The sequence below is a fragment of the Bradyrhizobium sp. USDA 4449 genome, assembly GCF_054056275.1.
On the sequence record NZ_JBSRYD010000001.1, the window covers coordinates 4,154,117 to 4,169,404 of the forward strand.

Sequence of the window (15,288 nt, forward strand, 5' to 3'; positions counted from 1 at the left end):
AGGCGATGCATTTTGAGGAAGGACAGAAGGGCGGCACGCCGGCAAACGATCTGCTGCGTTCACTTGACCCTGAGGACCTCAATCACATTCGATCGTACTTCGAGGAAATCGTCGGGAGACCGGGGCAAGCCCTCTATCATCCAGGCGACCCAGTCGAAAATGTCTATTTCCCTTGTGGTCCCACCTTGGTTTCCTTTGCCGTCGCCGCTGATAATGATCGAGAGATCGAAGTACTCCTGATCGGACGTGAGGGCGCCGCGGGTGGCGCGGTTAGTCGCGGCCTTTTGCCAGCGTACTCTCGCATCACAGTCAAACTGGCCGGTCCATTGGTCAGGCTCCCTGCTCGCAAGTTGCTTGATGCGCAGCAAGAATCTCATGGGCTGCGCCAACTGCTCACAAAATATGCCGACTGCTTTGTAGCGCAATCATTTCAATCAACAGCCTGCAACGCGGCGCATTCTATCGAGCAGCGCGCCGCAAAATGGCTGATCGATCTCGTCGAACATACCGGAGAACTTTTCGTCCCGCTCACTCATGAGCAGTTTGCAGGAATACTTGGAGTGGGTCGAAGCTATGCGAGCCGCGTCCTTCAGGATTTCAAAGCTGCCGACGTTCTCGAGACCGCTCGCGGCAGCATTACAGTCCGCAACCTCGAAGCGCTTCATCGCAGATCCTGCTCGTGCAACAGGTGGGTCAAGAAGCATTTTGCTGAAGTGTTCGAAAGAGCCCAAAGGTGACGCCGGCCTTGCTACTTGCGGCAGCGTTCTGTTGTCATCCTGAGGATAAATACAGGTGTGTCATCGCTCGATACGCAAAGTATCCACTGATCACCTGGTCGCAACCCGTTCTCAACATCGCGCACCAGCCGGAGCGCAGCATCCCAGGCTGCTTCATCGCTCTTCAGGAACTCGCCGGCCTTATCGGTGTGAGGGCGGCTTCCCTCAAAATGAAAGTAGTACCTCTGCATTGGCCGGCAATGCATTACCGCGGGAGATGTTCCGCTAGGAACCGGTGCCCCTCTCGCCTCGGTTGCGACCTATATGGGTGCTTAACTCGACATCGTCGGAGCCACCTTCGGAACAGCTAGGCTGACCTTGAGGTGTTCCTCAGGTGTACGAGGGCGCGACGGCCAACGTAGGTCAGCTCGCCTAGAGAAGTCTTTCCTGCGCGCCCAGCTCGGATCAACTGCTCGGCGATGTACTTTCGGCTTTCGTGATCCCCACCGTTCGGCAATTCCGCGCAGACCTCTTCTAAGACGACGTCCATGTTCGCTTGAACCCGTTCCTCAAACTCGCTCATGCCCTGCCTCTCTACGGCGACCAGCAAGGAAAGCTATGTTGGCTTTGCCCGCAGGTACAGCGCATTGCCTTAAAGGGGTTAAGAGCCTCTTGTGTACAAAAGTGAACTCCCAGTTCGACGTTTGTAGAAGTTGGCCTGCCGGCGAAACAATCGCGCGCCGATGGAGTCGTCTTCAGCAAAGGAGGACGGGAGCGGTTCAGATGGACGAACGGGGAAAACTGGAGCACCAAATCGAACTAGCCACAAAGGCGGCCGCCTAAATTCGGGACGAAACCACTGCCAGCCAATTCAGACGGTTTGCCGACCAGCTAAGGCAAAGGCTTTTCCCATCCCCTCGAGATCAGCAGATCGAAACGCGAGCGCATGATCTCTGGGAACAAGCAGGCAGGCCTGGGGGGCGCGACCTGGATTTCTGGCTTGAGGCGGAGCGAGAATCAGGCGGCAATCGAGCGAGACTTCTGACTAAGGGACCCCACGTATGGTCACTACGAGCTCGAACCTTTGAAGTCTGCGATCCTAGGTCTATGGGCGCAGCCAGCCCGATACATTAACCGCTTTTAACAACCCCGCAGTCGAAATTCACAGCACGTTCATGGCGCTGGCTCTAACCCTGCTTTTTTCCATGCAGGCTGGATGATGAGCGCCCTTGATCAAATGGCTTTGGCGCCGATCCCGGGACGAGAAGGCCATGTCCAGTTCGCAATCTCGTCGACGATGTTGGACCGCGTTGTCGGTCCTAATTGCCCTCACAGCGAGCTCCTTGCAGGCCGGAGCCGATACTGCGACGCAATCAGAATGCCTCGCAGCGGCCATCAAGCAGTACAAGCTGCAGAGCATCGAACTCTCGAAACGACTTGAACTGCGGCCTTCATTGGAATCTATGGAAGATGTCCTTGTTCGAAGGCGGCTGGAAGAAGCTTACTGCGCCCGTTTCGTGGAATGCATTGAACCGTTGCGTGCACGGTTGGGGCCGCGATTTTCTCGTTGCCTAGATCTAGAGGCGGAAGAACGATTAAGGCACGTCACGAAATAGACGGGCCGGGGAGTCCGCCATTCGAACACCAATGCCGTTCCCTCTTGGGTTCGAGATCGTTCAAGAGCTAAAGCGACCAGAACCAGTCGGGCTTAAGAGCATTTCGTACCCGGTCAGATTGGCAAATTGTCTGTCATGCCGGGAGGGGTTCGCCGAGTTCGGTTGACTCTCGGCCTAGCTCCTCTTCGGCTTGATGCCAAAAGGATTCAGCCTGTCCTTCCGGTTCGCCAGCTTGCTTCCACTGGTAAGCTTTCACTCGTATCTCTTCGTCCGTCGGTATGGTCATGGTCTCGAATAGCTCCATAGGAAGAAGGCCCCGCGCTGGCGGGGCCCTGGTTGTTCACCACTTCTGGCGTCCGTACCAGTCGTCAACTTCCTTCTTCGCCTGGTCCTTGGCGTAGCCGTAACGCTGTTGCAAGCGACCTTCCAACTGGTCTTGTTTGCCTGCGATCACGTCAAGATCATCGTTAGTGAGCTTGCCCCACTGCTCTTTGACCTTGCCCTTCATTTCTTTCCAATTGCCCTCAACACGATTCCAATCCATTTGCGACCTCCTTCGTATGTTGGGTAGCAACCAAATCGCGCTTTGTTCGTTCCCGCTTTCGATGCTGTGTATGGTTTGTGTCATGTTCCGTTCGAGAAGCGTGTCGCCCGGTGAGTAAGCGTGGTCGGCTCAGATGCAGCCGGGAAAATGCGTGAATGCGACCAACTCTGCACGCTGGGCTTGACATCCTGCATCTAGAGTCGTGCTTCATATGAATTTGGGTCCGCGCGAACGCGATCGCGTCGTGCAGGGCGGCCTCGCCTACAACTGTGAACCAGGACCGTCGGTCCAGCAGCCTTTGCAGGATGCCGCGTTGCGCTAGGCCGGCGGCTCCGCGAAGTGACTGTGAAGGCGCCGTGTTAGACGGTGCCCGTGGCAAGCGGCTTTGCGCCGCTATCGACTGAATCGAAGTCTGTGCCGATAGGCAGATGCAGTCTCATCTTGCAGATGACCCCAGATTTCTCGAAGAGGATGTCGGTGCTGCCGCCGAACTGAGCGAGCGCCCGCGACAGGAGCCGCATGCCAAAACCTTGTTTTTGGGGGGCATCGACCGGCGGTCCGTCCCTTTCTTGCCAATCGATTTCGAGAATTGCGGCGGAAAGTCTCGAGTTGAGCAGAACGATGCCGCTGGGCACTGATAATGAGCCGTACTTTGCGGAGTTGGTTGCAAGTTCATGAATTAAGAGGGCGACGGTCAAGGCGTACTTGGGCGGCAACTGGAGGTCCGGACCTTGGATCGAGACGCGCGAAGCGACGTAGGGCCCCAGTTCAGTTTTAGCGATGTCATGGACGAATGCGCCGCGTCCATTCGCCTCCTCGATAAGATGATCTGTCGCCGACAGGGCCGCGAGACGGCTCAGGATCCCCTCGCGGACCAAAGGCTGGTCGCGCAATTGCACACTGATGATCGCCTGTATGGTCGCGATCTTGTTCTTGAGCCGATGGGCGAGTTCCTGAACGGCCAACTGCCGGAGCTGCTCCTCCTCTTCAAGGCGTTTCGCCAAGCGCCGGAAATGGTCGGCTCCCAAAACCAATAGAATGCACACGAACGCGAAGACGGCGAGGGTGATTTTGTCTCCGGTTCGCTCCAGGGAAAAGCTGAAGGTCGGCGGCATGAAGGCCCACAAGGCGGTCATCCCGCCTATGACTGCGACCAGAGCTGCAGGCCCGATGCCGCCAAGCAGAGCAGTAAAGGCGACGGCGGGGTAATATGCGATGAGGGGCGAGGCGTCCTGGTCGAGCCACTTGAGCCAAAGCTCGAACAGGCTGGCGCCAGCGACGCAGAAGAGAGCGAAAGCGTACGATTTGGCGGAGCGGGGAGGAATGTGTTCCCGCAGCCGCGCCAACGTGGCGTCGAGCAACGTGGTCAGCTTCTCCGGATCCCACTGCATCGAAGTCCTCCTTGGCCAGATGCAGGCGCTCGCGAAAAATATCATAAGCCGTTGGCGCGTAAAGTCGGCGGCTCTTGCGAGCAATCTCCGGTTGCTGCTGCCACACGGGCCCCACCCCTCGCGCGAGAGCGAGATCGCTAACCGGCCGCCAGAAGGTGATTTTCGACGAGGCGGCTCAGTGCCGCGCGGTTAGCACGGGTCGGGGATCAGCCATTGGCAGGGCGGCCTGTTCACCTATTTCGCAGCGTCTGCGCAGAACCTTAAGTTGCCGGTGCAGGGTCTTCCTTCACGCCCCGAGCGACGATCCGCAGCGTTCCATCCAGAAGCGGCCGCTGCAGCTTCAAGGCTTCATCCGCGGGCGCGGTCATCCAGGTCTCGACCTCTTCGGGCGTCGTCAGGATCACCGGCATCGCCTTCGGATGAATGGCCCCGACCTCGGCATTCGGCTCTGTTGTTAGGAATGCGTAGAGATCGTTTGTAGTCTCGCCTTCCTTGACCTTCCGGACCGACGTCCAGTTAGTCCAGATGCCGGCAAAGCAAAGGAGGGGACGGGTATCGTAGAGCGCGAACCAGATGTCGCCGCCCTCTGCCTTGTTGAACTCGCTGAAGCTGTTGAACGGCACCACGCAGCGGTGCTCTGGTCCCAGCCAGCGCGTCCAGTGTTTCCTCTTTACGTTGCGAATGTTGGTGGTCCCGGAATCGAGCTCCATCCGGAGCAATTCCTTGAAATCCACGGACTTGCCCTTCGCTTGCAATTTTTCGGCACGCTTCTTGGTCGCATCCATTTGCGCCTTTGACGACGACGGCATGCCCCAGCGCGCGAGCGCGAGTTCTCGTCCCTCGGAACCGGTTCGGATGATCGGTGCATTGTAGTCCGGAAACACGCCGGGCATCGGCGCTAGATTGCCGACGTATCGGTTGACGACCCTGAAGAGAGCGCAGATTGCTTCCTGATTTGTGGTGATCGAATACAGATTGCACATCGTCAGTCAAACTCGGCGCCCGGGATAGCAATAGCTTTGCCCGATGCGGTCAGCATCTGTCCCTTTGCGGGCCTCTTCGCATCGTTGTCGGGGAAGCAGGACGTAATTACTTGATCTAGCCAGGGCGAGAATAGAGTTGGCCGGCTTGGCTTCGCGTCAATCATTTTGAGCGTAGCTGCTTCCACCAAATGGCGAGCGTGCAGGTCATCCCGCGCTTCGACCCAGACAGTCTCCTGGACGGTGGACGCAGACCATTTTTCGTCACCGGAACGAGTATTGATCGGAGATAGTCGGAAGATCGTCATGGTCGCCGTTTCCCATCTCTTGCCGCGCCGGATGTAGGGGCACCCGGCTTGGCATAAGTGAGGCCAACGATGAACGCGCGCTGGCGATGAGTGTAATGTTTCCCCTCGCTGCACGGCTGACAGAATAGTGCATCCTCGAGCATCAAGATCGGCGTCCGGGCAGGTCGCCTAATATCTCGTAGTGAGACAAGTGAAAGGCGCCGGCAACGTTTGCACTTGGCCTCAAGCAGATCGTATCCGCCGTTGATCGCTTTGCCGATCGTAGGATTGGCCTGCTTGTCGTCGATGACCGGGCGCATCTCGCCAGTGGCCCATGCCCACATCAGTGCATTCCACGCCTCGCATTCAAGCTTGTCGGCTTCACGGATTTTGGCCTCTGCGGCACTGCGGATCAGCTTCGACTGCTCGAAGTAGGTATCATGGAGCCCGTCAGCATGACGGACGCCCTTGGCCTGAGCCTTTCTCAAGTCGCCGGAGAGCGGAATAGGGACAATGCGTGGGGACATTCCGCATGATCGCCCCGAATCCCGCGTTGGGAAAGTCGCTAGAACTTGGGGATGTGGGGGGCGCGGCTACCGTGACTTGGTCAACCGCCTCGCCAGGTCCCTAAGTTTCAGGCCCTAGGAAAAATGTTCGACGGCTTGGACGTGGAGGCATTCAACAGCCGGCGCGCTTGAGTATGGTCGCCCTTGTAATTGGCTGGGTTTAACGTATATTCACGTTATGTTCTTTTTGGCTCGGACGAGGACTGGATGAGGAATACTCTCAAGACAGTTCTCTTTGTGGCCGCGTTTTCGCCGGCGCTGATCAGCGTCGGCTTTGCTCGTCTATTCGCCGGTGGCGCGCTTTGGGACGCAGTCTACTATGTCTTCGCCGGGTTCGTAGGTAGTCTACTCGTCGTTTACATTTTGTCGGCTCTCAAGTGGAAGTCTGAAGAATTTCCCTTTAGCGCAAAAAAGATCGAGTCAAACGACGTGCTTCTCTTGGGCGTTGTGGTGACGTACATCTTTCCATTTCTCGCAAGAGCGACTGAGATTACGGTCAGCGCGATTCTGCTGATCGGCCTAGTCGTTTGGGTCATTTTTTGGCTTACCGACGCGACGATACCGAGTCCGCTGATGCGGCTAGTCGGGTATCGCTTCTACAAAGCTGAAGCTGCTAACGGCATGGTTTACACCCTGATTACACGCCGCGAGATTTTTGATCCCCAGCAGGTGAGGGCCGTCAAGCGGATTTCGGGATCGATGCTTCTGGAGGTCTCTGATTGAATTTGCTTGCTCTATTGAGTGACCGGCGAATTGTCCGTATTCCGTTGACAGCCGAAGTCCAGCTCGAGATGGACGCGACCTTCGACGCCCAAGAACAAAGATTTAAAAGATCTTGTGAGGAACAGATCGCCTTCGATGGGAAGTACAAGCCAGAGGAAGGCGAGTGCCTTTTTATCGACGATTACGATGATATAGATGGCCTTCATAGAGCAATCGCAAACCCGTTGGGCATACCGCAAATCGCACCGGCTTCCGATGAGTTCGAGGGCATTAAGGCTCTCTTCATGGGGAAGACCGTGGACGGTCGCAGGATCGCGCTTGTTCAAAATTTCGACAAGCGTAAAATCATATCCAACCGGGGTCTCTCAATCTTCCACTCGGCCGATGTTTTCAGGAAAGTAGAGGGGGTTGGTCTAACGATCGGCATGAGCCTATCCGCGATCTTGGAAGACAACAGGCTGTACTTTTTTAGTTTTTTCTCAGCCCGGCAGATTTTTGACCTCTCTCAGTATTTTAGAGAGGCGACAGATGAAGATCTGAACGAGTTCGCTCGGAGCGATATGCTCAAGATTAGTAACCCGGACGCGCTTGTAGCGGCATCAGACAATTGGGTTAGAAGAAAGGTGGCTCTAATTATGCAGAGCGGGATTCTGGAGAGAATTGACTTCGAGGCAACGAAGGCCTCTGCTCTTGTTTTTGGTATCAATATCGAAACTGAGGTGACTGGCGACAAAGTTGCCCTGGTGCTCCCCACGACGAAGCCCGAGCTAAAAAAACTTCTTCGCTTTTTGGACGAAGATTATTTTCAATCTGTACTTTCCAGCACGCCCCATCTGTCTAATTCAAAAAGGCCTATCTAGCGTACCTGCGATTTGCCGCCGTCAATAAGGACCATCACGAGTTGCTGAGGTGTTGTGGCGTGTCGATCAATGCGCGGTGCTCGATTTCGTTGGAGAAGCCCACCGCGATCGTGATGGCCAAGAAGAAAAAGAGTACCTTCTTCGTGCTCAGTTTGCCAAGAGGGCAGCGGGTCGCAGCCCGGTCCGAAGCTCGAGTTCTTCTTGATCCAGTGCTTCCTGTATATGTCGCTCGACTTGAAAGAAGTCGGCTCGAAAAAACTCACGGTCGGAGCGAAGCCGGAATTCGCCGAGGACATGGTGGAGTAACTTTTCACTTTGGCGAGGATCCGATACACGCCAGCAACGCCGTACGCCGAACGGGATAGCGACGCCGGTCGCGTTGTTGATCTCGCGAACTCGTTCCAAGACAGTTCGGCTCGTCATGCCGATCTTCAAGAGGTCCGGCATCTCGCGAGTTGAAAGAATGTAGATCCAGCCAGCATTCGGCTCATCTGCGATCGCCAGCTCGCCAAGGAAATACCGAAGGCAACGTCGCGTGGGCATCTCACTGAGGCGTTTTTGGGCCTGCCGAAGGCCGTTCACATCATCGTCGCGCGCCGCTATCCGCATATCCGCCAGAGCGTCACCAATTGTCTTTGAAAGGCCGCGGCTTGGATGACCAAGTTGACAGCAAACTGTGAACCAGTCCCATTGATCCATTCGAAATATTCGCATGAACATGCCCTTTACGCCGCTAATCGCCTCGCGGACGTCCGCTGGCCAAGGTGGAGCGGCCGGATCGACGACAGCTCGAATAACGGTCTTTGCCCAAAGTTCTCGGGTGCTTTGGGTTGCTCGCTTGGGCGGCGCCATTCCGAAGCCCCACTTTTCGAACACTTCAGTCAACGTGGGCCTCCGTCGAATAAACCGATTCGCTGCGGTGGATCTGATGATAGTCCTTACCGCTCGCCGCAAAACAATTCGCTAATCCTTTGGTAGATGCCTTAACCAAATGCAGCGGGCCATTTTGTAACTAGTTGCTTAGGCGGGCCTAGAGGTCTTGTCCGCTCAAGATATCAAAGAGCGAGTGTGCAACGAGCCTCAATTGCCCCGCCACCAAATCAAATCCGACTTCTCCGACCAGAATCTCATCGCTGGGAAGAGTTTTCGAGTGGCACCATGTTCGCAAGTCGTCAGTCAGGCCGTTCGCTCGTACGAGAAGCCTCGGGAAACTCGCCTCTACGCCCGGCGAAGGTCTATCAAAGACAATGTTGCGCATTCGCTCGCAAGCGGCATTGTCTTGCTTTAGGCGGCGAACCGTAGGCGGTATCCAGTGCGCTGGACTCTCCCATAAGTCTCCTTCCAAATTTTCTGCAGCCCAGCCCAGCGCACCTACGAAAATTTCTTCGGGCGAAATCGTAGACATGAGCTTAAACATAACAGGGATCGGAAGTTGCGGCTGTCCTTGCAGGCGCGACCGGAGAGCAGGCAAGGCGGTGGAGGCGGGCCATCCTTCACACAGAGCCATTATGGCGCCGGTATCGCGAGGATTCCGGTCGAGCATTTTGGTTAGTTGATCTTCAAGCCCTCTATCTAATGAAAAGCTCCGACCGAGCACCTCGCCTGCCGTCATGGTGGTCAGAAATGAGTCCAAATTGCTGCTTCCATTGTAAGATAAGCCGCGGAGACATATGTCGCGAAGCAGCCCACTATTGGGACGTACTCGCTCTACGAGGCGGATTGCCGATGCCGGTACCGCGTTTGCTGATTCTTCGATCACGCTGAGGGCGTATTCCGTCATCGCTTTCGATGAATCTATATCGTTCGCAAAGACTTCAAAAAACTGCTTTCGTTCAACGCCAAGTGCGTTCAGAGCCGCCTCATTTCCTCCCAAAGCCTCACGGATCGAAGCCCATTCGGTTGCGACAAGCCGTAACATGCTGCGGTGCTTGCGTGAGCCAAGACCTCGAACACCGGAGAAGTTCTCAAAATCGACAAGGTCGAGGCGCCCCAGAACGATGAGAGACGATAGAGCCGCCTGGCGACGCGTATCCATCCGCGGCCCAATGGCGTCCAATTCTTCGCGAATCCCGTCTATGTACTCGGGTTCGACATTGCTGGTTTCTTTCCGAATTTTCGCTACCTTGATCGAGCATTCGAGAACGATATCGCCTGCTTCTTCGCGGCACCCAAACGAAAGTAGATCTCGGCTTTGCAAATCCGATGTCGCTCGTTTCGACAGCGCGTCGGCAATATGCGAGCGCATGTTCAGGTCGAGCGGTGCAGCGGCATGTAAAACAAGGCTCCGCATGGAGCTGTCACCAGCGAAGACCTTAGCTACCGTTCCAATGGCGCCGGATTCTCTTTGAAGCTCGCGTTTGGCTAACGCTATGACGCGCGGGTCGCCATAAAACGTCCCAATGACCTCGCGGACCTCGTTCTCAACGACGAAGCGATCCTTGTCGTATCCTCTCTTTATGACGGTATCGATGGCCTCCTGATCTGTCTCGTCAAGGCCTAGGAGGCGTAGCCCTTGTAACGCGAAATCGGCGCGAAACCTTTTCGAGTCCGCGGAAACGACATCAAGCAGTAATTTCCGGCATAGTTTCTTGTCGTCCATCACGAATGGTAGCGCATGCGCGATATCTTGAAGTCTCTCGACCGGTTGATTGGCAGCGTGGTTCAGGGCTTCCCTGACTTCAGCGTCTTGTGCTCCCCACAGATCGATGAGGGCTGACGCTGCCCAAAAAGCCAGATGTCCTTGGGTCACGCACCTCAGCAAGGCGGCCTTCATAGCCGGCGTAGGGGCAACCCTAGCTGCGCGCGAGAGTGTGTAAGCATCATCAGGTCGATATTTTAATGCCCAGCCTTCCAATGCAGGAACAACAATCGTGTCACCTCTAAAATGGGCGGCGAGATGATGCAGATCCTCTCGTTCAAAAAGGAAGTGTGGATGCTCCTTCAAGAGATCCTGAGCAACCAACTCGGCAACCCATCGTTCGCCAGGGAATCCATTAATTAAAAGCCCGAAATCTGGTCGATGTCGTCGAAGGAACCTCCCCCGCTCAGCGTCCGTCTCGCGCATTGCAAAGTCGCGAAGCTTTTCGGTTCCTGACCACCCCGCAATTAGTGCATCTTCGAGCAGTGCAGTTAAGGTATAGTCATCGCGTCCAGCAATCGTCGTTAGCAATTCGAAATCGCTATCCCCGTGCGAACCCAGAGCGACAATTCCACGAACTGCCATTAGAGCAACTAGGGGGCTTTCTGAAGCAGCCGCCGCGCGAAGCACGCTCTCTGTTTTGGGGTGTTTTGGCCAACCCCGCCAAAGAGCCTCAAGCGCTGCGGCGATTGCGCCTATGCTCGGCGGTGTGGCGGCGAGCAAAAATAGGCGGTCGGCAAGTTCCGGATCATCTTTGTATCGTTTCGCAAGCGTTCGCGCAGCAGCTTGAGCCGCACCAAAGAACTCATCATGCAGTCCACGCCAAAGTACCGGCTCGATCAAAGGATCATCGGGCCAGCTCTCCATCGCCGCAAAAGCCTGTTCAAGACCGTAGCTGCTCCACCGCGGGAACCACCCGCTTAGCTTTTCAGATATCTTGGGGCCCAAAGAGGCCGACGAGGCTCCTTCGATTGCTTGCCCCACCAGCTCGAGACGAACTGACGGCCATCGACCAAGCTCAATTTGCTGAAAAGCTTTGTTGGCCAAACGCGCGGTCAGTTGGGGCGTTTTTCTAAATTCTCCAAAGGTTGCCTCGGCCAGCAGGATGTCTCTCGATGCCGTAACCGAAATGTCGCCATCCGCATTCTCAATAGTCGCCAGTAGGCCGTCGATCTCGCTCGGCCGTTGCAGCTTGTGAAGTAGACAAAGGATAACCTCCCTCCAACGCGGATCGGCTGCGCGGGTTTCCACGACCTTTTGCTGCTGATCGAAGTCGAAGCTTGCAAGGTGCGTTGCGGATAAGTGCTCCTGAAACACGCGATGGAAAAATCCGACTTCCCGCGATGATTTTTTGACTAGAATCCCAACGTCTTCCTCGCCAAATGCTAGGAGAGCGCGCGCAAACTGATTTGCATCGGCGGTCGGCGTTCCGATCCGCTCAGTGAGGCATCGGCCGATCACATCGACAGCCTGGTCAATGCTGATTGCGTCCGGTGAAGCACCGTCTCGTCCACTGTGGATCGCGTAAGCGAGCGCGGCGAGCGCCAGTTCCCGGGTCGGCGGATCCAGAGCGTGGCGAGGGACGCTCGCAAGAGCGGCCTTGTCGCGCGCAACAGGATGCAATTCGAGCAAAAGCTTTGTGAGTTCGCCATAAGCGACGAAGCGGTTGCGCGGCAACTGTAAGTGCGCTTGCTTGAGTGCAATCAGACCAGTCAATAGCAAGGGCGTAGCCGCAAGTTGGGCTAGGGCCCCGTTGCGCTGAAGCTCCTCAACGAAAGCGACTGCCTGCGCATTTGCTTTGTTTCTGGCGTCGGCTTCGTCGTTGTCCCGATTTAGATGGCCAAACCAGGTGGTAGCCAGCGCCGTTTGTTGTCCAGGTGAGAATGGCGCAATTTCGGAAATACGCCAAGATCCGTCGAGCCCTGTTATTAGTCGAAAGCCATGCGGCCGGCTTGTCATGATGGCCGGAACAGCGTTCCGCTCTGTGAAGGACTGCAAAAGACCGAAGGCCGTATTCGCGGCCGTTTCGTTGTCCCATTCATCTATTCCATCGACAAGCAGAAGGAGGCGCTTATCGTCGTAAGCTTTGCGCACAAGCTCGATAAGACTAGGCTCATCTTGTCGTCGAAACCATGTTTCAATCGCATCGACGAGTGAGCAACGCTCCCTGTCAGAGGCGATCAATTTGGTCCAGAATGCAAACGATACCCACACAGGTAAGAAGTCGGGGAATCGTCGCCTAAGCGCGTCGAATCGCGCGCTATGGGCCAACATGTCGAGTGCAATGAAGCGGAGTAATGTGCTTTTCCCAGCGCCGGCCAGCCCAAGAACGATGTCATGCCGCGCCGCTGAAACCCAGTTATCGGCAGCAACGCGCGTTTTCTCTCTTCTGGGTGCCTCGACCGTGAGAGTAGCCGGGGGCTTGCCGGTGTGTTCAGTGGATGCCCAATCTGTTCTTGACGCGGGCCGTGGTTGAAGTGCTGGCGCTACGTCGGCAAAGATTTCAGCCTGCAACATTAGATCTGGCGCGATGAATCGATCTGGCAATTGAAGATGCCGCTTGCCACCAGGCGGGGCGTTCAACAGACTCAGAACTCCGGGATCGATGCTCGCAAAATGCGATGCATAGCAGGCGAGAAGCTTGCTCTTGAGTGCGTGGAACTCGGATGGCGTAAGTCGATTGGCGACGGCTTGCGCCGCAGGTCGGCCACAAAAGCGCTCGGTCCAGGCATACCCGAAAAAATCATAAACGATCTCGGGTCTGGATTTCAGCTGTAAACTGATCTGCTCTCCGTCCAACGGCCGAAATTCGATTCCCCGTTCGCGGAGTTGGGACGCGCAAGCCTCTATCTTATCTTGCGCGTTGGTCGAACGAAGGCCGGCTTTTACGCATAGGACAAAAAGATCGCTTTTTGCTGCCCATGAGCTTTCAAGAAAGTCTTTTACGGCCTTCTCAATCTGCGCGGGCCCAAATGACTCGTGGCGTTTGCTTTGCCAAGCGCCATATTTTGTCGTCGATGTCCGGCGAACATAGATATCGATGCCGCCCTGTTCCTGCCCTTGCGTTCCGTAAAGGCAGCAATACTCGACGTCTCCTTCGGATTTTGCGAGCCGGTGACATAATCGCTCGAAGTTCTGCCAGGTAAGTTCACTGAAGGGCAGCTCCTGAGCGTGAGTATCTACAGGTGGCGTTATGTCAGCCGGGGTAGGCGGCTCAAGCAGCCATACCGGATTTTCATTGATCTCGGGCTGGATCAGCCGCGTCATGGGTCAATCTGAAGAAAAGGGCCGGACATCATTTCTTCTAGAGACGGTCGCCTCATCACTTCTTTCGGTACGAATATCGTTAGATCGCGCTTCCATCGGCCTAGGCCCTTGATATCGAGATCGAGCCGGATTGGCAGCCAATCATTGATGGGAGCGTCGGCGAGCAGTTCGATTGCGAATACACGTTCAACGCATTGAAGTGGTGTGTACCGACGGCTATCGATCGGATCACTGTATGGCACCGCCGCCTGACGAATTACCTCGAGCTTTAAAAGCTGCTCGAACCAAACTGATCCGCTTAGCAGACGAAAATACTCAGAAAAGCGTGTCCCAAAATCTCGATGAAATGGGCTTTCCCCCCGCTGGCTGGAGAGACAAGTCTTTATCGACTGCTGCAATGCGTCAACGCCTGAAACTTCGGCGATATGACCATCTACGTTCAAAAATAGATCGTGCCCCTCCTCAGATATGGCGAAATCCGTCGGCAGGTCTGCAGCACCAATGCGCTCCGCATCAGGCTCGACCGGGCACTTGATTTCGTAACGGAGAGCTTTTTGAAGAGTGGGTGAACCTCGCAAAATCCGACCGTTTCCCAAACTGTTGACTAGGACGTATCGGTCGTTCGTTGCTGTGCGCTCATAGTCTGAGACTAGTGCGAGCAAGGCGTGGAGGTCTCCTTCGACGAAATGGTGCAACCGAAAGCACCATTCCGCCTGATTGGCCTCGATCAATTCTCCGCAGAAAACGATATCAGGGCCGAGTGCGATCAAATCACTGGAAGCTGGCATGCCCTTCAAGCCGTCGCGATGATTCTTGGCGCACTGAGCTTCGTGTTCGCGCTTCATCTCGCGAAGTTCGGATCCGGTGTAGGTCGCTTCATCATCGTCAATCAGCTCTGCGTGGTGGCTGCAGAGCCAAATGGCGTTCGAAATATCCCGGCGCTCTCCAGGTGTCATTGACGCTAAATAGCGTGGTCCGCCAGGCGCGGCAGCGTGGATATGCGCCGCCTTTCCGGTCATGCTGACTGCGTGCGGTGCCTCTTCACTAGGCCCCGATGTCGGACATGAGCAGAATCGGAACGAGCAAGTGTATGCTGCACGAAGTGCGAGTGCGCGCTTCGTCTTGGCGGCAAAATCGTCTCGATTGCTCTTCGTCCCGAATTTCTTAGGCATGGCGGGCCAATTGAGCTGACACCAGTTCGATCAAAAGGGAACATCTGTTCCTGAGCCCAAGGAAGCCCAAGATTGATCGTGAACAAAAGCAGAAGATCGCCGCGGTAGTTGCACAAAAAACGCAATAAAATCAAGCGGCGGCAGGTCGAGAAATCCGTTCGGGACGCAGGGGTCGCAGGTTCGAATCCTGCCACTCCGACCATCATTTCAATGGCTTGCCCAGCCTCGCGCGAGGACCGGACCGCGCTCTTCTGCCCCATTTGCTCGCAAAATGCACGCACCGTCTTGCTGTCGCGGGAAGCAGCCATGTCGCCGTGTCGGTGCTGGGCAACGGCGACCATTCTTTCCTCCCCTTCCAGCCCGGCTTGATCGTGTCGGGCTTCTCCAAGGTCCCGCTTTTTGGTTGTGCCTGTTGACCTCACGCACGTTGGCTCGACCGCGCCGATGGCGTTGCTCATGTAGTCCGGCGCGTAGGGAGGTTGCGCATCGCCGACTTGGATCTCTTGGTTTGGATTCGGCCGGGAGGAT

General features: G+C 55.9%; 15 protein-coding genes. 4 read left to right on the plus strand and 11 right to left on the minus strand.

Annotated features, from left to right (window positions below):
* Positions 1-5 precede the first annotated feature (5 nt).
* Positions 6-737, plus strand: coding sequence for a Crp/Fnr family transcriptional regulator (locus tag ACVIIW_RS19320; RefSeq protein WP_456702175.1), 732 nt, complete (start codon positions 6-8; stop codon positions 735-737).
* Between the two features lie 11 nt (positions 738-748).
* Here ACVIIW_RS19320 and ACVIIW_RS19325 read toward each other — a convergent pair whose 3' ends face one another.
* Positions 749-982, minus strand: coding sequence for a DUF6894 family protein (locus ACVIIW_RS19325; protein ID WP_456702176.1), 234 nt, complete (start codon positions 980-982; stop codon positions 749-751).
* Positions 983-1,646: 664 nt separating this feature from the next.
* Between ACVIIW_RS19325 and ACVIIW_RS19330 the strand changes: the two genes are divergently transcribed.
* Complete coding sequence (locus tag ACVIIW_RS19330) at positions 1,647-1,850, plus strand: DUF2934 domain-containing protein (protein WP_456705196.1); 204 nt, start codon at positions 1,647-1,649, stop codon at positions 1,848-1,850.
* A 615-nt stretch (positions 1,851-2,465) separates the two neighbouring features.
* Here the strand turns inward: ACVIIW_RS19330 and ACVIIW_RS19335 are convergent.
* From ACVIIW_RS19335 to ACVIIW_RS19360, 6 genes are all read right to left on the minus strand, one after another.
* Positions 2,466-2,636: a DUF2934 domain-containing protein gene (locus ACVIIW_RS19335; protein WP_456702177.1), complete on the minus strand. Its 171-nt coding sequence runs from the start codon at positions 2,634-2,636 to the stop codon at positions 2,466-2,468.
* Positions 2,637-2,672: 36 nt separating this feature from the next.
* Positions 2,673-2,876 (minus strand): CsbD family protein, encoded by a 204-nt coding sequence (locus ACVIIW_RS19340; RefSeq protein ID WP_456702178.1) that lies wholly within the window; start codon positions 2,874-2,876, stop codon positions 2,673-2,675.
* 359 nt (positions 2,877-3,235) lie between these two features.
* Positions 3,236-4,267, minus strand: coding sequence for a sensor histidine kinase (locus ACVIIW_RS19345; protein WP_456702179.1), 1,032 nt, complete (start codon positions 4,265-4,267; stop codon positions 3,236-3,238).
* 260 nt (positions 4,268-4,527) lie between these two features.
* Positions 4,528-5,250: an SOS response-associated peptidase gene (locus tag ACVIIW_RS19350; protein ID WP_456702180.1), complete on the minus strand. Its 723-nt coding sequence runs from the start codon at positions 5,248-5,250 to the stop codon at positions 4,528-4,530.
* 2 nt (positions 5,251-5,252) lie between these two features.
* Positions 5,253-5,555 carry a hypothetical protein gene (locus tag ACVIIW_RS19355; RefSeq protein WP_456702181.1) on the minus strand — a complete coding sequence of 101 codons (303 nt, stop codon included), beginning with the start codon at positions 5,553-5,555 and terminating at the stop codon, positions 5,253-5,255.
* Positions 5,552-6,061 carry a hypothetical protein gene (locus ACVIIW_RS19360; RefSeq protein WP_456702182.1) on the minus strand — a complete coding sequence of 170 codons (510 nt, stop codon included), beginning with the start codon at positions 6,059-6,061 and terminating at the stop codon, positions 5,552-5,554. The genes ACVIIW_RS19355 and ACVIIW_RS19360 overlap by 4 nt, the downstream gene beginning before the upstream one ends.
* A 246-nt stretch (positions 6,062-6,307) precedes the next feature.
* On the opposite strand from ACVIIW_RS19360, the gene ACVIIW_RS19365 reads away from it, so the two are divergent.
* On the plus strand, positions 6,308-6,823 hold the full coding sequence (locus ACVIIW_RS19365) for a hypothetical protein (RefSeq protein WP_456702183.1): 516 nt from the start codon (positions 6,308-6,310) through the stop codon (positions 6,821-6,823).
* A complete protein-coding gene (locus tag ACVIIW_RS19370; protein WP_456702184.1) occupies positions 6,820-7,683 on the plus strand; it encodes a Kiwa anti-phage protein KwaB-like domain-containing protein in 864 nt (287 codons plus the stop codon). The genes ACVIIW_RS19365 and ACVIIW_RS19370 overlap by 4 nt, the downstream gene beginning before the upstream one ends.
* A gap of 147 nt (positions 7,684-7,830) precedes the next feature.
* Here the strand turns inward: ACVIIW_RS19370 and ACVIIW_RS19375 are convergent, their stop codons facing one another.
* The 4 genes from ACVIIW_RS19375 to ACVIIW_RS19390 form a co-directional block, all read right to left on the minus strand.
* Positions 7,831-8,559, minus strand: coding sequence for a GIY-YIG nuclease family protein (locus ACVIIW_RS19375; protein WP_456705197.1), 729 nt, complete (start codon positions 8,557-8,559; stop codon positions 7,831-7,833).
* Between the two features lie 154 nt (positions 8,560-8,713).
* Entirely contained in the window at positions 8,714-13,588 is a 4,875-nt protein-coding gene (locus ACVIIW_RS19380) for an NACHT domain-containing protein (RefSeq protein ID WP_456702185.1), read from the minus strand.
* Entirely contained in the window at positions 13,585-14,607 is a 1,023-nt protein-coding gene (locus ACVIIW_RS19385; RefSeq protein WP_456702186.1) for a hypothetical protein, read from the minus strand. The genes ACVIIW_RS19380 and ACVIIW_RS19385 overlap by 4 nt, the downstream gene beginning before the upstream one ends.
* Complete coding sequence (locus tag ACVIIW_RS19390) at positions 14,604-15,101, minus strand: hypothetical protein (protein ID WP_456702187.1); 498 nt, start codon at positions 15,099-15,101, stop codon at positions 14,604-14,606. The genes ACVIIW_RS19385 and ACVIIW_RS19390 overlap by 4 nt, the downstream gene beginning before the upstream one ends.
* Positions 15,102-15,288: the final 187 nt, after the last annotated feature.